The following is a 24,010-nucleotide window of genomic DNA, read 5'->3' as shown; positions in this document are numbered from 1 at the left end:
TTCCATTGTGATCGCTCTACTGGATGTGCATCTGAACCGTTCTTCCGCGCGTGTTCACCCTGAATGCGGACGCGACGCGCGCGAACGCCAACATTCCCTTAACCAGGCTCCGCTACAGTCGGGGCATGGACCTGCAGACCTCTCCGTTTCCGGCGTTCCGTGGCCGCGACCGGTTGATCGCCGCAGTCGACGCGGCGATGACCTCCGGTGATGCCGAACGCATCACCGCCGACCTGCAGCTGGCGCTGCAGGAAGCCATCGCGGACAGCCGCATCGAATTGCCCGAGTGCGTGCACCGTCCGGTCAGTGATCATTACGCGCGACGCCCGCTGTACCACAGCCGCGAACACGGCTACAGCGTGATTGCCATGAGCTGGGGCCCAGGGCAGGGCACGCCGCTGCACGACCACGATGCCATGTGGTGTGTGGAGGGAGTGTGGTCAGGCGAGCTGGAGATCACCCGCTATGAACTGCTGGAGTGCGCCGGCGAGCGCTGGCGTTTCCGCCGCCACGCCGTGCTGCGCGGGGGCTGCGGCAGTGCCGGCAGCCTGATTCCGCCGCACGAGTACCACACCCTGCGCAACGCCAGCGACGAAGCACTGGCGATTTCGGTACACGTGTACGAGGCACAGATGGAGCGCTCGGCGGTGTTCGATCCGCTCGGTGGTGACTGGTACCAGCGTCGCATCCAGGCATTGCAGGCCGACCCGGCCTGAGCCGGGGGCAGGGCGGGGCACCACCAGCACCGTCGTGAGCCACGTGGCATCATGCGCCGCTGCGCTGCCGGACCCGGCGGCGATCCGCGATGCCCGGTCGGGCAAGGAGCAAGACGATGTCCAGCGCTGATCCGCGCCTGCGCGCGCTGTTGAAGCTGGCACCGGTGATTCCGGTGTACACCCCCGAAGATGTGAATGAAGCGGTCGAAGTGGCCCAGGCGCTGTTCCGCGGTGGCCTGCCGGTGATCGAAGTGACGCTGCGCACGCCGCAGGCGCTGGATGCGATCAAGGCGATGGTCGAGGCCGTGCCCGATGCCGTGATCGGCGCCGGCACGGTACTCAATGCCGCGCAGATGCAGGCAGCGAAGCAGGCCGGTGCGCGTTTCGCCGTATCCCCGGGTGCGACACCGGCGCTGTATGCCGCCGCACGCGATGCCGACCTGCCGTACCTGCCCGGTGCCGCCACCGCCTCGGACCTGATCCTGGGCGTGGAGCACGGCCACGACACCTTCAAGTTCTTCCCGGCGGTGCAGGCCGGTGGCGCTGCGCTGCTGGCGGCCTGGCACGGCCCGTTCGCCGATGTGCGCTTCTGCCCGACCGGCGGCATCAGCGCGCAGACTGCGCCGCAGTTCCTGCACCTGCCCAACGTGCTGTGCGTGGGCGGCTCGTGGCTGACCACCCCGGCGCTGCTGCAGACCCGCGACTGGGATGCGATCGAGCGCCTGGCCCGCGAGGCGTCAGTGCTGGCCAGCTGAACCTGCTGCACGAATCGTCAGAGGTTTGATCGTGATCAAAGCGCCGGCCTCGTGCCGGCGTCATTCTGTGGGCAAGCGCACTACGGAGATCCGAACATGAATTCGACCATGAAGGCCGCTGTCGTGCGCGAGTTCGGCAAGCCACTGGTGATCGAGGAAGTCTCGGTACCGCGCCCGGGGGCGGGCGAGGTGCTGGTCAAGATCGAGGCCTGTGGCGTCTGCCACACCGACCTGCACGCCGCCGAGGGCGACTGGCCGGTGAAACCGAACCCGCCGTTCATCCCCGGCCACGAGGGCGTGGGGCACGTCGTGGCCGTGGGAGGCGGGGTAGGGCACGTCAAGGAAGGCGACAGGGTCGGCATCCCCTGGTTGTACTCGGCCTGTGGCCATTGCGAACACTGCCTGGGTGGGTGGGAAACGCTGTGCGAAACGCAGCGCAACACCGGTTACTCGGTCAACGGCGGCTTCGCCGAGTACGCACTGGCCGATGCCAACTATGTCGGCCTGCTTCCGAAGGACGTAGGCTTCGTCGAGATCGCGCCGGTGCTGTGCGCCGGCGTGACCGTCTACAAGGGCCTGAAGGTCACCGACACCAGACCCGGTGACTGGGTGGTGATTTCCGGCATCGGTGGCCTCGGCCACATGGCCGTGCAGTACGCACGCGCGATGGGCCTGAACGTAGCCGCGGTGGACGTGGACGACAACAAGCTGGCGTTGGCCCGGCAGCTCGGCGCGCAGATCACCGTCAACGCGCGCACCACCGACCCGGCCGCATTCCTGAAGAAGGAGATCGGCGGCGCGCACGGTGCGCTGGTCACTGCGGTGTCACCGAAGGCGTTCGAGCAGGCACTGGGCATGGTGCGCCGTGGCGGCACGGTCTCGCTCAACGGCCTGCCGCCGGGCAACTTCCCGCTGGACATCTTCGGCATGGTGCTCAACGGCATCACCGTGCGCGGCTCGATCGTCGGCACCCGGCTGGACCTGCAGGAGTCGCTGCAGTTCGCCGCCGAAGGCAAGGTCGCGGCCACGGTCAGCACCGACCGCCTGGAAAACATCAACGACGTGTTCGCGCGCATGCATGCGGGCACGATCGAAGGCCGCGTGGTGCTCGACTTCGCCGCCTGACCGCCTGTGCATGGCCGCCGTCGCTCCGTCCCCCTCTCCCACGGACGCGGCGGCCATGCCTATCCCCCGGTTGTGCCGACCGCTGGCCGGCAACGCCAGGCGCTTCGCGCAGCCGTACAATGCGCGCATGCCCGGCCTGCTCAAGACCCTGTTCCTGTCCATCGTCGCCCTGATCGGCGGCGTGCTGTCGCTTGCGCTGGTCAGCAGCGTCGCCAGCTGGCTGCCCCCGCTGCTGGGCATGTCGCCGGGCGACAACAGCGTGCAGTTGGGATGGGACCTGGCCTTCAGTGTGCTGGGCGGCATCGCCGGCATTTCCTTCGCCACCTACTACGCACCGTGCTGGCCGCGTTCGCATGGGTTCTCGATCTGGTCACTGATCACGCTCGGCTGCGGCTACGCGATGTGGACCGCAGGCGCGGATTTCCCGCTGTGGTTCGTCATTTCGCTGCTGGCGTCACTGCCGCTGCAGCTGCTGGCCGGCTGGTGGTTCGGCCGCCGCGCGTCGCGCGATCCGCGCTGAGCGCATCCAGGTAGTGCCGGCCGCTGGCCGGCAACCCCGGCCACGCTACAGGTGCCGGCCAGCGGCCGGCACTACCGCTTCAGCGACGGCAGCGTCTGCTTCAATCGCGCGATGCCCTGCCATGGGTCACCCTTCAGCCGCTTCGCACGCGCCAGCGCCTTGGCCATCGGAAACGCGTCAGCCGCGCTCACCCGCGCCAGTTCTTCCCAGCGCAGCGGCACCGCCACGCCGCCAGAATCGCGTGCACGCAGCGACCACGAGCACACGCTGGTGGCGCCTCGGGTGTTGCGCAGCCAGTCGATGAAGATGACGCCATTGCGCTTGGCCTTGCTCATCGTCGCCACGTAGCGGTCCGGCGCCTGCTCCGCCATCGCCTGTGCGAACGCCTCGCAGAATGCCTTGGCTTCGTCCCAGCCAGCCTTGGGCTGCAGTGGCACCACCACGTGCACCCCCTTGCCGCCAGACAGGCGTACGAAGCTCTCCAGACCCACCTGCTGCAGGCGGTCACGCACATCGCGTGCACCGGCTTTCACCTGTGCCCAGCTGACGCCGTCACCAGGGTCGAGATCGAACACCAGTCGATCCGGATGCTCCGGGTCGGCCACGGTCGCACCCCAGGGATGCAGCTCCAGCGTGTTCATCTGCACCAGTTGCAGCAGGCCCCGCGCATCGTCGATGTAGACGTAATCCTCGCGGCCGCTCTTCTGCAGGAGGGGCACCGCATGTACCGCATCGCCCAGGCCGGGGCCATGATGCTTCTGGAAGAAGCAGGCCTTGCCCACGCCGTCCGGGCAGCGCAGCAATGACAGCGGACGTCCGCCAAGTTCGGGCAGGATCCAGCGCGCCATGCGCTGGTAGTAGTCGGCCACGTCGCCCTTGCTCAGTTTCTGCTTTGGAAACACCACCCGCTCAGGATGGGTGATCTGGACCTCACCTCCGGGTTCGGCATCTGCGGTGCTCATTCCCAGGTCCTCCTCCTGCTTGTCGCTGCGCAGCCGCTTGAAACTGGCCTGGCGCAGCAGGCCTTCCTTGCCCCAGCCACGGAACGCCACCTCCGCCACCGTCACCGGTTTCACCCAGCGTACGCTGGCGGCGCGGAACGGCACATGCGCCGGCAGCTGCAGCACCGGCGTCTTCACTGCCAAAGGCTGCAGTGCCTTGAGCAGCGCGCGCAGGCGCTCGTCGTCGAAGCCGGTACCCACGCGGCCCACATAGCGCAGCCCGGCCTTGTCCGGCGTGGCCAGAAGCAGCGAGCCGAATCCCACCCGGGAACCCTTGGGTGCCGTATAGCCGACGATCACGAACTCGTCGGTGTCTTCGTGCTTCACCTTCACCCAGCTGCGCGCGCGGGTGTTTACGTACGGCGCATCCACCTGCTTGCTGACGATGCCTTCGAAGCCGGCATCGCCGCTGGCATCGAACACCTGCGGCCCATGGTCGACCACGTGTTCGCTGAAGGCCAGTGTGCCGGGCGCCGGCCCGATGAGATCCTTCAGCAGCGCCTTGCGTTCCAGCAACGGCGCACGACTGATGTCCACGCCGGCCACACCCGGAAGATCGAACACGATGTAACGCAACGGTTGCTTCGAGCTTCCATCGATCACGCGCTGCAGTGCTGCGAAATCGCTGCGTCCTTCCTTGTCCAGAACCACCAGCTCGCCATCCAGGCGCGCATCGCGCACCGGCAGCGCCAGCACGGCCTGCGCGACCTCGGGAAAATCGGCCGTCCAGTCCAGGCCGTTGCGCGAGCGGAGCTTCACCTCGCCATCGTGCAGATCGGCCAGCAGACGATAGCCGTCCCACTTGATCTCATGCAGCCAGCGCTCGCCGTCGGGGGCACTGTCGCGATGATCGGTCAACTGCGGTTTGAACCCAAGGGGATAGGGCGTATCACGTGCGCCGTGCAGTTGCAGCGCGCGTGCATGCCAACGCGCATCGGCCTTGCGCGTGGTCGTGCGTGCGACGGGTGCAGCACGCGCCGCCTTTGCTGTGGAACGCTTCTTCGCCGCAGGTGCTCGTTTCGGCGTGGGTGCCGTCAGCAGGTCATCCGCCTCCGCGTCGCGCGCTTCGCCATCATCGCGCTTGATCAGCAGCCACTGCACCTGACGCCCTTTCATTGCCGTACGCACCAGCTTCCAGCCACCGGCCAGGCGTTGCCCGTGCAGCACGAAGTCGATCTTTCCAGCCGCCAGCGCCTGCTGTGGATCAACTTCACAGGCCCAGGTGCCGTGATCGAAGACATCCACGTGGCCAGCGCCATAGTGGCCTTCAGGAATGTCTCCTTCGAAACCGGCGTAGGACAACGGGTGATCTTCCACCTCCACGGCCAGCCGCTTCTCACCGACGCGCAGCGAAGGCCCCTTGGGCACGGCCCAGCTCTTCAGTACGCCGTCCATTTCCAGGCGGAAGTCATAGTGACGCGAGCTTGCGTGATGCAGCTGGATGACGAAGGTCGGCCGCCGCTTCGGATCGCCGCGTGCGGGCGTGTCGTCAGGCTCCGGCGTCTGCCCGGCGCCACCACCCAGTCTGCGCTTGCGCCGGTACTGGTGCAGCGACATGGTTCAACCTGCCTTGCGCCGCGTGGTCTTCTTTACGGCCTTTTTGGCGGCCTTCTTCGCAGCCTTCTTCGCCGGTGCCTTGCGCATTGCCGTCTTCTTCGCCGGCGTGCGCTTGTTGGCGTCCAGGCTCTTCTGAAGCAACGCCATGAAATCCACCACATTGGTGGTGGCATCTTCACGCGGTGCGGGCTCGTCTTCCACCCGGGTAGTGCCGCCCTTGGATTTGATGCGCTTGTTCAATACCAGCTGCAGACGCTCGCGGAACTCATCGTGATAATCCGAAGGATCCCAGTCACCGGCCATTGATTCGATCAGCTGTTCGGCCATCGCCGTTTCCTTGCTGGTGATGCGATAGTCGGACAGTTTTCCGGTGGGCAGCTTGTAGTCCTCGGGATCCACCAGCTCCTGCGGATAGCGCAGGATCATCAGCACCAGCGCGTCCTCATGCGGCATCACCGCGCACAGGTATTCGCGCGTGCGCACCACCACCCGCGCGATGCCCACCTTGCCGGTACTGCGCAGCGTTTCGCGCAACAGCACATAGCCCTTTTCGGCCTTCTTGCCGGGCACCAGCAGATACGGTTTCTCGTAGTAGCGTGGGTCGATCTGCGCCGCATCCACGAACGATTCCACCTCCACCGCTTCGTGGCTTTCCGGCGCCGCCGAACGGATATCACCTTCCTCCAGCACGACATAACTGCCCTTGTCGTACTCATAGGCTTTGACGATGTCCCTCCAGGGCACTTCCTCGCCGGTGTCGGCGTTGACCCGTTCGAAACGGATCGGCTTGCGGTCGCGGGAGTCGAGCATGCGGAACTGCAGATCGACCTTGCGTTCGCCGGACATCAGTGACACCGGCACGTTGAGCAGGCCAAACGACAACGTGCCGGTCCAGATCGGGCGGGCCATGGGCGCACCTTTGGCGGGGCAGGGTGCCCAGCGTGGGCCGGAGAGCGTAAACCAGCCGTGTCCGTGCCGTGCACGTGGGTTCTACGGAAAGCGGTAGTGCCGGCCGCTGGCCGGCCGAGGCTCGCGGCCTGAAGTTTCCTGGGGTTGCCGGCCAGCGGCCGGCACTACTGCAGCAACGGCCTCACCGCCGCCGCCGGAATATGGTCCAGCGCGCGCCAGGCGTCTTCCACCACCGGCCGCGCCTGCGACCAGCTCAGCCGCGACTGCCCACGCATCTGTTCCCAGTGCTCGGCCAGTTCCTCGCAGGTATCGGCAGCGTCGCCACGCGGCCAGTCAGCGGCGTGCGTGGTCAGCGCGAAGGCATACACCGGGCACAGGTCACGCCAGTTGCGGTGGTTCTGCCCGCGACGCTCTTCGTAGTCGCTGAGCATGTACTGCAGGTAGTCCTGCGCCACCGCCTGCGGATCCTCATGGCGGCGCGTGCGGCGCTGCGCGGTGCGCTGGCCGAGCGGATCGAGCAGGGCGTTGAACACGGACGGTGCGGGTCGTTCAAGACGGGGCATGGCCGGCTCCTGCAGCGGGGGCGGGTGGGCAGGAATACGCGCGGTGGCGTTACCAGCGGGTGAGCGAGATGTTCATGACGCCAGGTTCGCGGCGGCTTTACCTGCAGGGCGGTGTAGTGGGAGCCCCGAGCGCAGGTAGCCAGACCATGAGCCGAGAGACCTCCCGCGACCCGCTGCGCGCGAACCATCCGCCCATTCCCGGCGAGCAGCGCGGCAAGCGCGATGCCGACAACGCCGACTACCGCGGCACCGGCGCACCGTTCTTCGACGCCGAGCACGGTGACGACCACCTGCCGGTGAAGCATGTGGCTGAACAGGCCGCCCAGGACCGCAAGGACGGCGGTGACCGCCATCGTGGCGGCCAGGAAAGCCCGCTCAAGCGGCGTGAGCGCAAGCAGCGCGCCAGCGACAATCAGGACGAGGCGCTGGAGGAGACGTTCCCGGCCAGCGACCCGACCTCGCCGTTCGTGCCGGCCAAGGCCCCCGACTGACGGGTAGTGCCGGCCGCTGGCCGGCAACCTCCTGACGTCCTGCACCGCGCGATGCCGGCCAGCGGCCGGCACTACCACTTCAGCGCCACGACCACTGCAGGCCGACATTGGCCCGCCGTCCGGGTCCCGGCTCGTAGAAGCGGCCATTGCCGTCATTGACGATCACCGAGCCGATGTAGGCCTGGTCCAGCACGTTCTCCAACCGTGCGAAGGCCCGCAGCTCGCCACCCGGCAGGTTCCAGCGACGGCCGGCCTCCAGATGCAGCAGGGCAAAGCCGGGCGCACGTTCGGTCGCCACGTCGTTGACCATGGTATCGCTACTGGCCGAGGCCTCCAGCGCCCACTGCCAGTCGGCGGGGGACCACTGCAGCCTGGCGAAGGCCTGCTGGCGCGGTACCCCGGGAAGGCGGCTGCCGGCAGCAACCAGGGTGTTCGAGGTCAGGTACGGCGAACGCACCTCCGCCTGCAGCCAGGTCCACGCCAGCTGCAGCTCCAGCTGCTCGGCCAGCGGCTGTCGGTACTGCAGTTCCACACCCTGGCGGCGGGTGCGGCCGATGTTGCGATAGGTGCTGCGCCCACCAGAATTGCTGGCAACTGCCAGCTCATCGTCGGTATCTGCGCGGAACAGGCTGATATCAAGCTGGGTTCCATCCTGTGCGTGCCACTTGCTGCCTACCTCGAGGCTGCGGCTGCGTGCCGCCGCCAGATCCAGTGCCAATCCCGCCTGGCCGTCGGCGCGATAGCCCAGTTCGTTGAAGGTGGGGGTCTCGAAACCACGTCCCACGGCGGCGTGCAGCCGCCACTGCGGGTTGGCCTCGAAGCTGACGCCTGCCACCGGCGTGGTCGCCTGGTAGCGGCGGCGGCCACTGTCGTCGGGGTTCGCACCGACGATGTAGCGGTCGTCGGACGCGAAGCGCACCGCGCTGTGGCGCACGCCCGCCAGCAACGACCAGCGCGGGCTCCACTGCCACCAGGCCTGGGCGAACTGGTCCACGTTCTGCACCGTGTCGACCTGGTCGCGGCGCAGGCGCCCGCGCACGCCGAGGGCGCTGCCGATGAAGTTCTCGTAGCCGGTGCGGTGCTGGCGCTGGCGGTCTGCGCTGAGCCCGGCCACCAGGTCCAACGGTCGGCCGGCGAGGTCACCGTGCCAGCCCCAGCGCGCGTCCAGGCCGCCATAGCCGCCCTCCAGATCGATCACTCCGCCAGCGTGCAGCGGGTTCGCCTGAGCAGTCGGCGGAATCGGCAGGTACTGGGTCACCTTGCGCTGGCCGGCATAGCCCATCAGCTGCCAGCGCTGCGCCCCTGTCTCCCGGGTCCAGCGCAGACCGGCCTGCTGCTGGCGCACCGATTTGCGGGTGTTGTACTGGTGCGCCACGGCGGTGGCCTGGCGCGGATCCGCCGCCACCTGGGCGCGGCTCAGGCCCAGCGGGTCCTGCGCATCGGGGGCATCCAGCGCATTGAGCAGCAGCTCCAACCGCCCACCGCCCAGATCACCACCGATGCGCGCATTGAGCGATTCGCGGCGCGCACGGCTGTGGTCGCGCCAGCCATCGGTGCGGAAGTGGTTGGCGGCGATGTTGTAGTCCAACGCTTGGCCGGCACCCTTCAGCTGCGCGCCGACACTGAGCGTGGTGTCGGCGCCGGCGTTCACGCGCAACCGCCACGGGTCGCCGGCCTGGCCCTGCGCGCTCCACACCTGCAGCACGCCGCCGGAGGAATTGCCGTACAGCGCCGAGAACGGCCCGCGCAGCACCTCGATGCGTTCGGCGCCCAACAAGCTGGCGTGCGACAGCTGGCCCTGGCCATCGGGCATGGTCGCCGGCACCCCGTCGATCAACACCCGCACCCCGCGCACCCCAAAGGTCGAGCGCGCGCCGAAGCCACGGATCGACAGCTGCGTATCCTGGGCGAAGTTCTGCCGGTCGCGCGCCAGTAATCCCGGTACACCGGCCAGTGCCTCGGACAGCTGTGCGCCGGTGCCAGCACGGCTGGCGTCGATCCAGACCGTGTCCTGGCTGGCCGGCAGCGCGAACGGGTCGATGCCCGGCACCCGCGCAGCCTGCACCTGCACGGCGGGCAGGGCGGTGGGCGCAGGCTCGGCCATGGCCGCCAATGGCGACAGCAGCAGAGCGGACAACGGCAGGCAACGGCGGCGTGCGGCAGGATTCATGATTCAGGTTGATGGATCGGGCGGCAACGCACGCCATGGTACGGGGCGGCAGATGACGATGGCGGCGGCCAGCCCCGGCAGGCTTTGTTACGATGGGCTGTTTCCGGCCCCAAAGCCGTAAGCCGCGTGGCGCAATTCCTCCCCCTTTCCGTCTACCGAACGAGTACCGCCGTGTCCTTCTTTGCAAACGTGGAACTGGTCCCAGGCGACCCGATCCTGGGCCTGACCGAGGCGTACAACGCCGACAGCCGCCCGACCAAGGTCAACCTGGGTGTGGGCATCTACTACGACGAGAGCGGCCGCATTCCGCTGCTGCGCGCCGTCAAGCAGATCGAGCAGCAGCTCGCCGCTGAAGCCAAACCGCGCGGCTACCTGCCGATCGATGGCCTGCCGGCGTATACGCAGGCCACGCGCGAGCTGGTGTTCGGCAAGGACTCGCCGCTGCTGGCCGCCGGCCGCGTCACCACCGCACAGACCGTCGGTGGCAGCGGTGCGCTGCGCGTCGGCGCCGACGTGCTGAAGAAGCTGCTGCCGCACGCCACCGTTGCGCTGAGCAACCCCAGCTGGGAAAACCACCGCGCCGTGTTCAGCGCGGCCGGCTTCGAGGTGGTGGACTACACCTACTTCGACCCGACCACCCATGGCGTCAACTTCGACGGCCTGCTGGCCGACCTGGGCAAGCTGGACGCCGGCACCGTGGTGCTGCTGCACGCCTGCTGCCATAACCCCACCGGCGCCGACCTCACGGTCACCCAGTGGAAGCAGGTCGCGCAGCTGCTGAAGGAGAAGCAGCTGTTCCCCTTCATCGACATGGCCTACCAGGGCTTCGACAAGGGCATCGAGCAGGACGGCGCCGCCGTGCGCATCATCGCCGAAGCCGGCATCGACAGCTTCATCGTCGCCAACTCGTACTCCAAGTCGTTCTCGCTGTATGGCGAGCGCGTGGGTGCGCTGTCGATGGTGGCGCCGACCGCCGCTGACGCCAAGGCCGTGCAGTCGCAGGTCAAGCGCGTGATCCGCACCATCTACTCCAGCCCGTCCACCCACGGTGCCGCGCTGGTGGCCGGCGTGCTGACCAACCCGGAACTGCGCGCGATGTGGGAGCAGGAGCTGACCGAGATGCGCGAGCGCATCCACGCCCTGCGCCAGGGTCTGGTGGAGAAGCTGGCCGCTGCCGGTGCCCCGCAGTTCGGTTTCATCAACGAACAGGCCGGCATGTTCTCCTACTCCGGCCTGAGCCGTGAGCAGGTCGAACGCCTGCGCGACGAGTTCGGCATCTACGCCGTCGGCACCGGCCGCATCTGCGTGGCCGCGCTGAACCAGAACAACCTGGAATACGTCGCCAAGGCCGTGGCCACCGTCGCCAAGGGCTGAAGCAACGCTCCAGTCGCTTGAAGACAAAGGCGCCGAAAGGCGCCTTTGTTTTTGGATCCTGGTTCCTGTAGAGCCGAGCCTGCGCTCGGCTTGCGCGGTATGACGGACGAAGCGCAGCCGAGCGCGGGCTCGGCTCTACAGAGGCAGAGTGCCCCATTTCTACAGCGCAACGCATCTGGAAACGATTACGCCTTCCCGCGCTCACGCACGGCCCCACCATACGGGCGACAATAGGCGTTTTCCCGCTGCCGAGACCTGCCCGCTCATGTCCCGTACTTCGTTGACCCGCTTCCTGATCCAGGAACAGCACGCCGGCCGCATCAATGCCGACCTGCGCCAGCTGATCGCGGTCGTCGCCCGCGCCTGCACCAGCATCTCCATCGCCGTCAGCAAGGGCGCCCTCGGTGGCGTGCTCGGCGACGCCGGTACCGGCAACGTGCAGGGTGAAGCGCAGAAGAAGCTGGACGTCATCAGCAACGAGATCCTGCTCGAAGCCAACGCCTGGGGCGGCCACCTCGCCGCCTGCGCCTCGGAAGAAATGGACCACAGCCAGCCGGTGCCGGACATCTATCCGCGCGGTGATTTCCTGCTGCTGTTCGATCCCCTCGATGGCAGCTCCAACATCGACGTCAACGTCTCCGTCGGCACCATCTTCTCCGTGCTGCGCTGCCCGACCAACGTCGAACTGCCGGGCGATGACGCGTTCCTGCAGCCGGGCAGCAAGCAGATCGCCGCCGGCTACTGCATCTATGGGCCCAGCACCCAGCTGGTGCTGACCGTCGGCCATGGCACCCACGCCTTTACCCTGGACCGCGAGAAGGGCGAGTTCGTGCTCACCACCGAGAACATGCAGATTCCGGCGGCCACCCAGGAGTTCGCCATCAACATGTCCAACCAGCGCCACTGGGAAGCGCCGATGCAGGCGTACGTCGGCGACCTGCTGGCGGGCAAGGAAGGCGCGCGCGGCAAGAACTTCAACATGCGCTGGATCGCCAGCATGGTCGCCGACGTGCACCGCATCCTGACCCGCGGCGGCATCTTCATCTACCCGTGGGACAAGAAGGATCCGTCCAAGGCCGGCAAGCTGCGCCTGATGTACGAGGCCAACCCGATGGGCCTGCTGGTCGAACAGGCCGGCGGCGCCGCCTGGACCGGCCGCGAGCGCATCCTCGACATCCAGCCCGACCAGCTGCACCAGCGCGTGCCGGTGTTCCTGGGTTCGCGCGAGGAAGTGGCCGAAGCCGTGCGCTACCACCACGCACACGACGACGCGCAGGGCTGACGGCCGATCGCCTGACAGCGGTCATGGCCGTTCGATGACATGACCGTGGGGTGACACCGAGGGCGGCAAACGGCACCATCAAGCCGTTGCCGCCTAAGGAATGCACGCATGCACCAGCAGGGCCCGGTCGATTTCATCGAAGTCATCCACAACGCCGTCCCCAGCGAGGTCTGCGTGGCGATCGTTGAACGCCTGCGCGCCACGCGTGGCCTGCAGCCCGGTGCGGTGGGCAGTGGCGTGTTCCCGGAACTCAAGCACAGCAAGGATCTGCGCATCAGTGGCCTGGACGGCTGGCAGGATGTCGACCAGCAGCTGCAGATCGCGGTGTTCAACGGCCTGCTGACTTATCTACGCCGTTATCCACAGGCGTTGATTGCGCCGCTGATGTTGCAGATCCAGGACAGCAACGGCCAACCGCGACGCCTGTCTGCCGAGGACTTTCCCGACATGCCGCCGCAGCAGCTGGCCGATCTGGCCCGCACCTGCCTGCGCCCGGGCGCGATCAACCTGCAGTGGTATGCGGCAGGCGAGGGCGGCTACCCGTACTGGCACTGCGAGCTGTACCCGAAGGACGCGCAGGCCGAGACCCTGCACCGGCACATGCTATGGACGCTATACCTCAACGACGACTTCGAAGAGGGCGAAACCGAGTTCCTGTTCCAGGGCCGAAAGATCGCGCCGCGCACCGGCAGTCTGCTGATTGCGCCGACTGCGTTTACTCATACCCATCGTGGCAATCGGCCACAGGGCGGCGACAAGTTCATCGCGACCAGCTGGATCCTGTTCCAGAGTGCGCAGAAGCTGTTTGGGGGTGGTTGATACAAGCTGGTCACTCGATGATCTCAGCACCCGCGTTTGAATCATGGAGCACGCCGGCCAGACCCTGTGCCGTGGCGCGAGCGGTTGGTGCTATCCCTTAAGGCAGACCGCTACCCGGGCTGCCCTCGCTGATAAGAGAATCCCCAGGTGCTTGCACTCCCTCCCATGCATCCAGCTGACCCAGCGATCTCTGAATGGCATTCAATTCGTAACTGAACTCGCGCATCTTGCAGTGGTCCTTCCAGCCTGCTGGGCTATCGAGATCAAAGCGTGCGTTGATGCGAACCCGCATCAGATCTTTGGTTGGATTTCCTGACGATCTCGACGCTACCTGAAACAGCCTTTCCGTAGCATCCAGTGCTGCCAGGTCTCAGGCTAAGACCAGTGCTGTAGAACGCTCTGGTATCACCCTCCGACAAACTGAAGACATCGCCCTCCGCCAGATTCGGGGGAAGGATCAATGTCAGCTTCCTGTATCTTTCATTCTCAACCTTGGCCGCTGTGTACTCGCGCAACGCCACTACGACATTGTCACCATCAACAATCCGGTGGCACGCAAGTGAAACTTCCCTGTAGTCAGGCCTTTCACAGCAAGCCACATCAGAATTGGCATTCCAGACAAAGAAGCTGCTTGATCTCTGGCTTCCAGAAAGCGATGCGCACGCGCTGCAAATCAATCCGAGGAAAAGCGTGATTACCAGCCTTGTTGGCACAGTCCACTTCCCAGAGATATCCGGTTCCAAGGCCGCAGGATCGCACCGCGCACCGGCAGCCAACTAACCGCGCCGGCTGCATTCACCCTCGCTCATCGCGGCAACCGTCCGCAGGGTCGCGACAAGTTCATCGCCACCGACCGGATCCTGTCCCAGTTGTTTGGTGCCTTCGCGCCGCGCAAGCCCCTGTCAGTCCATTTATTGGGTCGATGAGATTATGCGATCAAGGCGATTCTTCGGTAAGGGATCCAAGATCGAACGCCCTGCTGTACGAACGACGACTACTAACGGCAACATCTTCTGAACGGAAGAGCCTGCCATCACTGCATTTAGCAGAGAAATAATAATTCTTCGGTTTTTGTCCTGAGACAACCATCATTATCGTGGAGAACTCGCTTCGTACACCTTTGGAGCTCAGAATGTCTCCGGTCTCAGCAGAGATCATTTCCAACTGACATTCTTTCTCCTGCTGGGATGTGGTCGAAGATGATGGTATCGACCCCGACACTCGGATGACCATATCTCCACCGATAGTCGAGCAACCCGACATAATCAGCACACTCAATGCGGCTGAAAGATTCATTTTCATTCGGCACATTCCTCGGTCTGCTGCTGCAGGCATTCCTTCAGAGCCTGGGCATGGCTCTTGGAAAAAGCTATCGCTGCATCCTCAAACCTGTTGCCTTGCTCCCACGATCTGGAGCGCGCTACCTCAGCAAGATAGCCGGCTCGCGTCAACTCACCAGTGTTCCACTGCTGAAGCACATGATAGTACTCATGTAGAACCAAACTATGGTCGGCGAAGAAATCCTCTGTAGAAACAGACGATGGAAGCCTAATCGAGTTCTTACGAGTTGTGACGAAGTCATTCTTAACAACAGCCTTGTTGCGGATATTTACCTTTGCAACTGACTGGCCAAATATCATCTCCAAGCAATCCGCCATCGCACCCGAAGCAGGGGCCAATCCGAGCGGATCAATGTAGCTAACTGGATTTCCCGCAACGTAGGAGTACGTATTCATCCCCCCCGCCAACCCAATCGGATCACTCTGCACATACCGTCCCGCACTCGCGTCGTAGTCGCGGAATCCGTTGTACCAGAGCCCACTTTCACCATCGTAGTACTGCCCCGGGAAACCGATGTTCAGGCCGCCGATTTCGTCCTTCAGAACGCTGCGACCGTATGCGTAGTTGTACGCCTTCCACACCACCTGCTGGGCCTTGTTGGTCGCATACTCAGGTCGGCCAAGGTGGTCGTTGTGCACGAAACTGACCGCGCCATTGCGGTCGATACCGACCAGCTCGCCCCCGAACCACAGATAGTTCGTCCAGGTTGTTCCCGTCTGCTCGGACAGCAGCTGGTTCTGTCCAGCGTAGAAAAAGCGAGTGGCTGAGCTTGCGCCGCTCTTACCCACGCGCTGGCCCTGCGCATTGAGCAGATAGTCCGTACGCTGCCCACCAACACTGCTCTGCACCATGCGGTTGAATGGACCATAGGTGAAGGTGGAGACGCGACTACCGGACGTTTCGCTGATGCGGTTTCCGAGCGCGTCGTACTGATAGGTGCGGGTTCCATCCTGGTTGGTGAACTCCAGCATGCGGTTGCTCTTCGCATCAATGGCGTAGCGCGTTGCTTCCGTCGCGGCATTGAGCGCAGTGTAGTTCCCACCCGCGTCGTGGCTGAGCGTATAGGTAACACCGGAGCGCGCCAACGTATTCAACCGCCCCAGGCGGTCGTATCCCAGTGTCTGGCTGAGGTTCGCGGTCACATCGTCACTGATCCCAACAATCTCATTGTCACCGTTGTAGCGATACGAAGTGCGGCTCAACGCGGTGGTCTGATGGTTGCGCACGGCCTTGGCCTCCAACCTGCCGGACGCATCCAGTGCGTAACTCTGCACCAGTCCGTTGCCATAGGGCATGCGTTGAAGCGTGCCGAGTGCGGTGTATTCGCTCGCACCGATGATCTCCTGGGTCACGGCGCCCTTGGTCAGTGAAAGTGCGTACGGGTAGCCAAGGCTGCTGTAGGCGTACTTGGCAACGGCTCCATCGGGATAGGTAATGGTGCTGTTCCTTCCGATGCCGTCGTACGTATAGCTGACCGTACCTTCGCTGACCTTGCCTGCCAGCCCGGTCTGATCCGTTCGGCTCACCAGTTGTCCCTGCGGGGAGTAAGTGAATCGAGCACTGGCACCCGGTGCGGCATGCGAGCACAGCCGCCCCTTGCCATTGAGGCAATTGTCGTAGGCGTAGGTCTGTTGCTGACCTTCCGCATTCTGGGAAATCAAACGGCCGAGACCATCATAGCCATAGCCAATCGAACTACCATCGCTGCGCACTGTCGCGATCCGCTGACCGACCGCGTTGTACTCATGGTCGGTTCGCCCCGTATCGGGGCTGTTCTGCGCCCACAGTTGCCCGAAGCCGTCCGTTTGATAGGTCGTTGTCAGTCCACGAGGATCGGTGACGGAGGTGAGATGATCTCCCTTGTCATAGGCAAGGCGCGTCGTTCCACCATTGGCGTCGATCTGAACCAGAAGGCGTCCACGAGGATCATAGGAAAACTTCGTCACACGATTCTGTGAATCGGTCGTCTGGATCAGACGGTCCTCCAGATCGTAGGCGTAACGGATGTTCCGCCCTTGATCGGTTCGCTCGGCTACAAGCCGTCCCAGCTCGTCATACTCGTAGTTCACTGCGGAAACAATGGTATTGAGCCCTATCAGGGCCAAAGCGATGCTCGACATGTTCCTGGGCTTTCCTTAGCGCGGTTCTTCACAGAATTTCGGGTTGCAACTGCCCTTGTCGTTCTCTGCTCTCACGGTTACCTGGCCTTGTGGGCCCCAGGCAGTAGGCCCCGACGCCAGCTGACCCAGGTACTGGAACTGAGCCACGCCACTACCACTGTTCACCGGCGCAACATTCACGGTGAACGTTGCGACCGCGCCAGGCGCTACCGGACCTGAAAGCCCGATGGCATCGCTGGTGCGCAGAGTCTTGAGCACCATGTAGGTGTCGCCAGGAGTCCAGATGACATTGCCGGTATTGCGGAACTGGAAGGTCACGCTCGATGACTGGCCATTGAAGATATGCGTGGGCGCAGCAGAAGCAGTGACGAGGTCGGCGGTCCGTGTGATGGCCGGAATGGAGAAGGCACCTGATCGATTGATGGTGAGATTGTGGCCGCCGACGGGGGAGATGCCATGGATGTAGATGCTCTTTCCCCCATGGGAAGCGCGCATGCCTGCATCCAGGGGTACACGGAAGTAGTAAGCACGGCCCTGCGCTTGACACGCGTTGGCAATGTTCGCATCAGAGGCATGATTCGCGCGTGCACTCGCCACGTAGGTACCGCCGCCCGCTGCTCCACCCGCGTATACGTGCACGTCGATCGACGCATCCACACCGATCGAACATGCCCAGCCTTCGACGGTGTAGTTCCAACCGGCATCCTGCACAACACCTCCGATATCTCCGGTGATGTTTGCGCTGGGTATTGCAAATACTCCCGAGTTGCCCAGCGAACGATTGCTGCTGCTGCCAAGCGGCGAGACGCCGTACACCACGATCTTGCGATCCCCCAGCTTCTGCCGGTTGGCCAGCGTCAGTGGAATCTCGAACCGATAGCTCGTTCCACTGGTACCGCACTCCGCTGCGACGCCAGGCTCACTCGCCAGGTTTGCCTGCGAACCTCCAAGGTACACACCACCATCTGCATACGCGTCTACCAGAATGGAGCTCCGTGAACCCGTTGAACACGCCCAACCGCTGACGAACCAGTTCCACTGTGTATCGTGGATGACGCCATCGACGACGCCCTTGACCATGCTGTCACCGGCATAGTCGGTGAAGGCTTTCTCAGTGCGGGTGCGGTTTGAAGCCGTATCGTAGCTATGGCGCGTCCATGACCAGGTGCCATTGCCCAGTGGATACACTTCGGTCAGCAGTCGACGTCCTGCGTCGTAGCTGTACTGGGTCCTGATTCCAACAGGTGTGGTTACGCTGGCGATGTCGCCGGTCGCGTTGTAGGTCGTCGTCGTCGTGGCCCAACCCGAGCCCGTATTGATTCGATCCGTCAACACACGCCCACGAGCGTCATAGGTAATTTCACGGACGTCACCATTGATACCGGTAATGCGACCCGGCAAGCCCAGTTCGTTGTAGGCCGAGTACGTCACCTTGTGTCCCAATGCATTGGTGACGCTGGACAGATCTCCCTTCGCATCGAATGTGGACGTGATGTCGTCCTGTGCCAGAGGACCATCCTCTTTGATGGAAGCCGTCAGCCCGTTAGCGTGATAGGTGTAGGTGTAATGTGTGGTTCTTGCTTGGCCGTTTACACCCACCGCCGTCAAATTTCGTATCGTCGCAGAGCTGACGTTGCCTCTGCCATCGTAGGTGAAGGTGGTTTCGCCATCGCCGACAAGCGTTTCTTTCAGCAAATGACGTCCTGCCGCGTCCCATTGATAGAGCGTGGCGCGTTCGGCCGAGCTTCCAACGGCCTCGCTTTTCTTCAACAGGTTGCCTTCGGGGCTGTAGTCGAAGTCGGTGATGTTGTCGACGAAGTCATGAACGATGTCCGGGTTTCCGTTGGCATCGTACGTTCGCTCCTTGTAGCTCGCAGGGCAGGTCGATGACCGGCTTCCGGTCACCGACACCTGACGACCATCCTCGTAGGCATACGTGGTGGTACGTCCCAGTGGGTTGGTCTCGCTGACTTTCAGCTTGACCGGACGTGTCCGGTCATCCGTTGCCGCCAGAAGCGTGCTCTGTGACCCGCTACGTGCAGCAAGTTGGATCGGACCACCCGGCAGCGAGCGGGGTTGAATGCAGATCTGACCCTGGCGTGGGTTGTACTCACACCACCCGGTCTCTTCGCTGCCGCGGACACCGCCCGGCCGGGCAGGCGCAGGAGGTGCTGCCACCGGCGCACTGCTCTCGACCAGGTAGCTGAAGGTATGCCGCTCTATCCCACCGGCATGCTCCGACAGCGTCGCTCGCTTGTTGGCATCGTATGCGAAGGTGGAGTACCGCACGCCGTTATAGGATTTTCCGGTGAATCCCCCCAGATAGCGCGCGTCTTCATAGTGATAGGTAATGGTCGTCTGCGGCGCACCTGGCAACGTTACGCTGGCAAGGCGGGCGCGGCCCGCTCCGAACACGTCGGCGGTATAGCCATACTGGTAGACATTCCCAGCCGGGTCCTTGGCCTGAGTCAGCAGACCATTGTTCCACGTGAACTGGATGCTGCGACCTGACGAGTGGGTGACCGTCTGCAGATACTTGTTGATGTAGGCAAAGCTCCAGTACACACCTTGCTCGTTACGGAGTTCGGTTATGTAGCCGTCTGTGTTGTAGCGCTCGATTCCAAGCTCTTCGTTGTTCAGCGTGAAACTTCCATCGCTGTTCTTCACCAGGTACGCGATCGGCTTGGCACGATCCTCGTTCCATCGCGCTTGGGCCTCATTCCAGATCAGCTTGATGCGTCGGCCATCCGGGCGCTGTGCCCACGCCGTCTTCTGCGCGTTGGAGAACGCCAGGCTGTAGTCGAAGTTGCTGATCCAGTGATTGCCGAACAGGCCCGCAGCGCTCCAGTGGTGATTGTAGGTGCGCTCGAGGAACAGGCCCATTTCCCCATTGACGGTGAAGTCGCGCTCGATCTCTACCTTGTTGCCGGTATAGAGCACGACAGGATTGCCCTTGCGCTCACTGCAGTCGTCACGGCGATCATCCGTTTGCTGTTCCAGCGCCGTTTTGGCAGGCATGGAGATATCGGAGTGGTAGGTGACGCCTCGGCCGATGGAGATTACACCCGATGATCCGATCGCCGGGCCACGTGTATGGGTGACGGTGATCCTGTCCATGTCCTTGGCGTCGGAACTGCCATTGTTATTCTGGAGATAGACGTGAGTTGCCTTCCTCGCAGAAGCGACAGGGACCCAACAGGTACTTGTCACCATCAATGGGATCAACAGAAGGGCGGTAACAGACGTACTTGTCGAACGGAGCTTCATGCTCTTGGTGTTCCTTGAATTTCTGGATCAGTGCCAACTCGCGCCTGAACAAGTGGTTCAGGGGCATGAATAGTAATCTGATGTTCAGCGGATTGAACAGCGCAGAAGTGCGCGTCCGCGAATGTCGGTCGCCGATACTGCGAAGTACATCGCATCGCTGTCATCCGGCTGAATGTGATCGGTCCCGCCGATGGTTGCCTCAGAACAACGAACCCTGCGGCGAGTCCTTGCGCGGCGGCAGCGGCTTCTGGAACCGGCTGCAATCCAGCTTCGGCCAATGGCTGTTCTGCGCATTGAAGCCCAACCGCTTGCGTGCCAGCTTGAAGCGGTTGTTCAACAGCTCCGCATACACGCCCTGGCCACGCATGCGCGTGCCGAACTGGCTGTCGTAGTCCTTGCCGCCGCGCAGCTGCTGGATCGTGCTCATCACATGTGCGGCGCGATCGGGATGATGGGTATCGAGCCAGTCGCGGAACAGCGGCGCCACTTCCAGCGGCAGGCGCAGCAGCACGTAGCCTGCGGTGCTGGCACCTGCGTCGTGCGCGGCCTCCAGCACGGCTTCCAGCTCGCTGTCGTTGATCCACGGAATCACCGGCGCCACCATCACGCCCACCGGAATGCCTGCTTCGTGCAGGCGTTTCATCGCGCGCAGCCGTGCATGTGGCGCTGATGCACGCGGCTCCAGCTTCGCGGAGAGATGCGGGTCCAGCGAGGTCACCGAGAAATGCACGCTGACCAGGTTCTCCGCGGCCAGCGGCGCGAGCAGATCGATGTCGCGCTCGACCAGTGCGTTCTTGGTGATCAGCGAGAACGGATGCTTGGTCTCCAGCATCACTTCGATCAGTTGGCGCGTCAGCTTGAACTTGCGCTCGATCGGCTGGTACGCATCGGTGTTGATGCCCAGCGCAATCGGCTGCGGCACGTAACCCGGCTTCGACAGCTCCTTGCGCAGCAGTTGCGGCGCATTGGTCTTGGCGAACAGCTTGGTCTCGAAATCCAGGCCCGGCGACAGATTCAGATAGGCATGCGAGGGGCGTGCAAAGCAGTACGAGCATCCATGCTCGCAGCCGCGGTACGGATTCACCGATTGGCTGAAGCCGACGTCCGGCGAATTGTTGCGGGTGATGATGCTGCGTGCGGTTTCGGCACGCACCTCGGTGCGCAGGCGCGGGGCGAGGAATTCCTCGCTCTCGTCGACCGCCCAGCCGTCGTCCACCGCCTCGCTGACGGTGCTTTCAAAGCGCCCGGCAAGGTGGGACGTGGAACCTCGGCCCTTGATCGCGATACCCATTGCGGCAGGGTACGTCGAGGCTGTCTCATTGGCTGCGACGGCCGCCTGAAGGGTTCAGGACTGTGCTGAGCCGAGCATGGGCTCGGCTCTACAATTGATGCAGAGACCTTGTAGAGCCGAGCCTACGCTCGGCTGCAATGCATCAAAGCAGCGCCAGGTACCCGCGCACCGTGGCATCCAGCCCGTCGTACAGCGCTTCGCCGATCAGCGCGTGGCCGATCGACACCTCCAGTACCTCTGGCACGTGGGCCAGGAACTCGCGGAGGTTGTCCTGCGACAGGTCGTGGCCAGCATTGACGCCCAGGCCGACAGCCTGCGCTCGTCGAGCAGCAGTGGCGAACAACGCCAGCATCGCGTCGGCATCGCCAGCCGCATGCGCCTCCGCATAGGGCCCGGTATACAGCTCGATGCGGTCCGCACCCACTTCGGCCGCCTGCTCCAGCAGCGGGTTGCCCGCGTCTACGAACAGGCTGACCCGGCAACCCATCGCCTTCAGTTCGGCGATCAATGGGCGCAACCGCTCGGCGTCGCGCTCGAAGTCGAAGCCGTGGTCGGAGGTGATCTGGCCGTCGCTGTCGGGCACCAGGGTGGCCTGCGCCGGGCGGGTCTGCGCGCACAGCGGCAGCAGGCCGGGGTAGCCCTCTCGCGGCGGCGCGAACGGATTGCCTTCGATGTTGAACTCCACGCCTCGGGCGCGGGTCAGCGTGGACAGGGCCAGCACGTCCTCGGCGGTGATGTGGCGGCGGTCCGGTCGCGGGTGCACGGTGATGCCATGCGCACCGGCATCCAGGCAAGCCTGGGCGGCACGCACCACGTCCGGTTCGGCGCCGCCGCGCGAATTGCGCAGGACGGCGATCTTGTTGACGTTGACGCTGAGCTGGGTCATGGAACGGGACTACTTGGAAAGAGGGGACGGATCGTGGTCGGTGGCGTCATCATTGCGCCGGGCCTGGGCCTGCTCGCGCAGGCGACGCAGTTCCTCGGCATCGACCAGGGTGGCGGGGTCGCGCTGCAGGTCGCCGAAGCGGGCCACATAGCGGCCGCGTACCCAGGCCAGCAGGAAGGCGAGGGCGGCCAGCAGGCACAGGCTCATCAGCCCGGCGCTGGGCGTCTTCAGCGCGAAGGCGAAACAGCCCAGCGCCAGCAGCAGGTACAACCAGTACATAGTCGGGCTCCCCGGATGATCGCCGCAGTGTAGCGCTGCGTCAGAGCAGCGGCGAGGCCAGCCGCGCGAAGGCCTCCGGCAGGCGGTGCAGCCACAGCGAGCGGCCGGCCTGGTCATGCACGCGGGTGGCGCGGTCGAATTCGCCCTGCAGCAGTTCGGCCAGCGCGGCGACACGGTCACGGTCGCTGATCATCATCGACAGCTCGAAGTTGAGCCGGAAGCTGCGGTGGTCGAAGTTGGCGCTGCCAACGATGCAGACATCGTCGTCGGCGATGAACGCCTTGGTGTGCAGCATGCGCGGGCCGTACTCGTAGATCTTCACGCCGGCGTGCAGCAGCTCGTCGAAATAGGAGCGTGCGGCCTGGGTGACGAACCAGGAATCACTCATCTTCGGTACCAGCAGGCGCACGTCCAGTCCGCCCAGTGCGGCCGAGGTCAGTGCCATCCGCGCCGCTTCGCCGGGCACGAAATAGGGCGTCACCAGCCACACCCGCGCGTGCGCTTCCTGGATCGCCGCCACGTGCAGGCGGTGAATGGTTTCCCAGCCCGAATCCGGGCCGGACACCAGCACCTGGGCGTTGATCGGGCCATCCGCGCGCAGCGGCATGTCGGCGGGCCAGAGGCGGGCGATGTCGAAGCGCGAGTGATCCTGGCCACTGGCATACAGCCAGTCCTCGGCGAAGACCAGTTGCAGGCTGCGCACCACATGGCCGCGGATCCGCATGTGCAGATCGCGGTAGGCGTCCGACTTGCGGCTCTCGTCTTCGTCGTCGGTGATGTTGATGCCACCGGTGAACGCCAGGCGGCCATCGACGATCACCAGCTTGCGGTGGGTGCGCAGGTTCAACCAGGGGCGCTTGAACGGCTTCAGCAGCTGCCGCGGGTGGAACCAGACCGCCTCGCCGCCCGCCTCCAGCAGGGGCTGCAGGAAGCGGCGGGGCAGGGCCGACGATCCCACGGCATCGAGCAGCAGGCGCACCTGCACACCGGCGCGGGCGCGCTCGACCAGGGCATCGCGCAGGGCGGTGCCAGCGTGGTCCGGGTTGAAGATGTAGTACTCCAGATGCACGTGGTCGCGCGCCTGTGCGACCGCTTCCAGCAAGGCGGCGTAGGTCGCCGCACCGTCCACCAGCCAGGTCACTTCGGTGGCACTGCTCGGTGCCAGTCCTGTCGTGGCCTGGGCGATCTTCGCCAGCTCGGTGCAGTCGGCATCGGGCGGGCAGACATCGCTGTAATGCTCCATGCCCGAACGCGCGCGGCCACGGCGCAGGCGCTGCCGCTTCACCTTCTGCGGACCCAGCAGGTAGTAGATGAAGAGGCCCAGGTAGGGCAGCAGCGCCAGTGACAGGATCCAACTCAGCGTGGCGACCGGCTCGCGCTTCTGCAGCATGATCCAGCCCGCCAGCGCGAACAGGTACAGCAGGTAGGCCACCGCCAGGATCGTGCCGAGGTGGGCGATGCCGTCGAGCCAATGGCGCAGGGAGTCGAAGAGGGCGAGCATCCGCCGATCATAGCGGCGCATGCTGCCTGTTGGGGTCAGATCC

At 64.4% G+C, this 24,010-nt stretch carries 19 protein-coding genes and 1 pseudogene; 9 read left to right on the top strand and 11 right to left on the bottom strand.

All coding sequences use genetic code 11. The annotated features are described in order from the left end of the window. Positions 1-125: 125 nt before the first annotated feature. The 4 genes from SriyCCGPB3_RS00155 (at position 126) to SriyCCGPB3_RS00140 (ending at position 3,116) form a co-directional block, all read left to right on the top strand. A complete protein-coding gene (locus SriyCCGPB3_RS00155) occupies positions 126-716 on the top strand; it encodes a cysteine dioxygenase family protein (protein WP_088023016.1) in 591 nt (196 codons plus the stop codon). A gap of 116 nt (positions 717-832) precedes the next feature. Continuing rightward, positions 833-1,471 (top strand): bifunctional 4-hydroxy-2-oxoglutarate aldolase/2-dehydro-3-deoxy-phosphogluconate aldolase, encoded by a 639-nt coding sequence (gene eda, locus SriyCCGPB3_RS00150; RefSeq protein ID WP_164162914.1) that lies wholly within the window; start codon positions 833-835, stop codon positions 1,469-1,471. Positions 1,472-1,567: 96 nt separating this feature from the next. Further along, positions 1,568-2,596: an alcohol dehydrogenase AdhP gene (gene adhP, locus SriyCCGPB3_RS00145; RefSeq protein ID WP_164162915.1), complete on the top strand. Its 1,029-nt coding sequence runs from the start codon at positions 1,568-1,570 to the stop codon at positions 2,594-2,596. 127 nt (positions 2,597-2,723) lie between these two features. Next, positions 2,724-3,116 carry a hypothetical protein gene (locus SriyCCGPB3_RS00140; protein ID WP_164162916.1) on the top strand — a complete coding sequence of 131 codons (393 nt, stop codon included), beginning with the start codon at positions 2,724-2,726 and terminating at the stop codon, positions 3,114-3,116. Positions 3,117-3,187: 71 nt separating this feature from the next. On the opposite strand, the gene ligD is transcribed toward SriyCCGPB3_RS00140, so the two are convergent. The 3 genes from ligD to SriyCCGPB3_RS00125 form a co-directional block, all read right to left on the bottom strand. Beyond that, on the bottom strand, positions 3,188-5,674 hold the full coding sequence (gene ligD / locus SriyCCGPB3_RS00135) for a DNA ligase D (protein WP_110710634.1): 2,487 nt from the start codon (positions 5,672-5,674) through the stop codon (positions 3,188-3,190). Between the two features lie 3 nt (positions 5,675-5,677). Next, a complete protein-coding gene (locus tag SriyCCGPB3_RS00130; RefSeq protein WP_110710633.1) occupies positions 5,678-6,583 on the bottom strand; it encodes a Ku protein in 906 nt (301 codons plus the stop codon). Between the two features lie 164 nt (positions 6,584-6,747). Then, positions 6,748-7,146, bottom strand: coding sequence for a hypothetical protein (locus SriyCCGPB3_RS00125; RefSeq protein WP_032954739.1), 399 nt, complete (start codon positions 7,144-7,146; stop codon positions 6,748-6,750). A 146-nt stretch (positions 7,147-7,292) separates the two neighbouring features. Between SriyCCGPB3_RS00125 and SriyCCGPB3_RS00120 the strand changes: the two genes are divergently transcribed. Beyond that, on the top strand, positions 7,293-7,637 hold the full coding sequence (locus SriyCCGPB3_RS00120; protein ID WP_110710632.1) for a hypothetical protein: 345 nt from the start codon (positions 7,293-7,295) through the stop codon (positions 7,635-7,637). Between the two features lie 79 nt (positions 7,638-7,716). On the opposite strand, the gene SriyCCGPB3_RS00115 is transcribed toward SriyCCGPB3_RS00120, so the two are convergent. After that, positions 7,717-9,807: a TonB-dependent receptor family protein gene (locus SriyCCGPB3_RS00115; protein WP_350259718.1), complete on the bottom strand. Its 2,091-nt coding sequence runs from the start codon at positions 9,805-9,807 to the stop codon at positions 7,717-7,719. A 171-nt stretch (positions 9,808-9,978) separates the two neighbouring features. Between SriyCCGPB3_RS00115 and SriyCCGPB3_RS00110 the strand changes: the two genes are divergently transcribed. From SriyCCGPB3_RS00110 to SriyCCGPB3_RS00095, 4 genes and pseudogenes are all read left to right on the top strand, one after another. Further along, positions 9,979-11,181 (top strand): aromatic amino acid transaminase, encoded by a 1,203-nt coding sequence (locus SriyCCGPB3_RS00110; protein WP_088022996.1) that lies wholly within the window; start codon positions 9,979-9,981, stop codon positions 11,179-11,181. Positions 11,182-11,446: 265 nt separating this feature from the next. Beyond that, positions 11,447-12,463: a class 1 fructose-bisphosphatase gene (locus SriyCCGPB3_RS00105; protein WP_014035428.1), complete on the top strand. Its 1,017-nt coding sequence runs from the start codon at positions 11,447-11,449 to the stop codon at positions 12,461-12,463. A gap of 108 nt (positions 12,464-12,571) precedes the next feature. Beyond that, positions 12,572-13,282, top strand: a complete 711-nt coding sequence (locus SriyCCGPB3_RS00100; protein ID WP_110710630.1) for a 2OG-Fe(II) oxygenase — start codon at positions 12,572-12,574, stop codon at positions 13,280-13,282. Positions 13,283-14,019: 737 nt separating this feature from the next. Continuing rightward, positions 14,020-14,208 (top strand): annotated as a pseudogene (locus SriyCCGPB3_RS00095) (hypothetical protein); the annotation flags it as partial. 10 nt (positions 14,209-14,218) lie between these two features. Here SriyCCGPB3_RS00095 and SriyCCGPB3_RS00090 read toward each other — a convergent pair. The 7 genes from SriyCCGPB3_RS00090 to cls all read right to left on the bottom strand — a co-directional run bounded on the left by SriyCCGPB3_RS00090 (position 14,219) and on the right by cls (position 23,967). Beyond that, positions 14,219-14,584, bottom strand: coding sequence for a hypothetical protein (locus SriyCCGPB3_RS00090; protein WP_162621978.1), 366 nt, complete (start codon positions 14,582-14,584; stop codon positions 14,219-14,221). Beyond that, complete coding sequence (locus SriyCCGPB3_RS00085) at positions 14,581-16,743, bottom strand: RHS repeat-associated core domain-containing protein (RefSeq protein ID WP_350259717.1); 2,163 nt, start codon at positions 16,741-16,743, stop codon at positions 14,581-14,583. The genes SriyCCGPB3_RS00090 and SriyCCGPB3_RS00085 overlap by 4 nt, the downstream gene beginning before the upstream one ends. Before the next feature lie 15 nt (positions 16,744-16,758). Continuing rightward, complete coding sequence (locus SriyCCGPB3_RS00080; protein ID WP_239496510.1) at positions 16,759-19,860, bottom strand: DUF6531 domain-containing protein; 3,102 nt, start codon at positions 19,858-19,860, stop codon at positions 16,759-16,761. A gap of 349 nt (positions 19,861-20,209) precedes the next feature. Beyond that, positions 20,210-21,301 (bottom strand): PA0069 family radical SAM protein, encoded by a 1,092-nt coding sequence (locus tag SriyCCGPB3_RS00075; protein ID WP_110710628.1) that lies wholly within the window; start codon positions 21,299-21,301, stop codon positions 20,210-20,212. 142 nt (positions 21,302-21,443) lie between these two features. Beyond that, positions 21,444-22,187 (bottom strand): pyridoxine 5'-phosphate synthase, encoded by a 744-nt coding sequence (locus SriyCCGPB3_RS00070; RefSeq protein ID WP_164161457.1) that lies wholly within the window; start codon positions 22,185-22,187, stop codon positions 21,444-21,446. A 9-nt stretch (positions 22,188-22,196) separates the two neighbouring features. After that, positions 22,197-22,466, bottom strand: a complete 270-nt coding sequence (locus SriyCCGPB3_RS00065) for a hypothetical protein (RefSeq protein ID WP_153856648.1) — start codon at positions 22,464-22,466, stop codon at positions 22,197-22,199. A gap of 40 nt (positions 22,467-22,506) precedes the next feature. Further along, the gene (gene cls / locus SriyCCGPB3_RS00060) at positions 22,507-23,967 is read right to left on the bottom strand and encodes a cardiolipin synthase (RefSeq protein ID WP_248858546.1); all 1,461 of its coding nucleotides are present in this window, start codon (positions 23,965-23,967) and stop codon (positions 22,507-22,509) included. Positions 23,968-24,010 lie beyond the last annotated feature (43 nt).

Origin of the sequence: Stenotrophomonas riyadhensis, assembly GCF_040256885.1 — a bacterium.
Classification (GTDB): Bacteria; Pseudomonadota; Gammaproteobacteria; order Xanthomonadales; family Xanthomonadaceae; genus Stenotrophomonas; species Stenotrophomonas riyadhensis.
The sequence above is the reverse complement of the archived record's forward strand: the minus strand, read 5'-3'. Positions and strand labels throughout refer to the sequence as shown.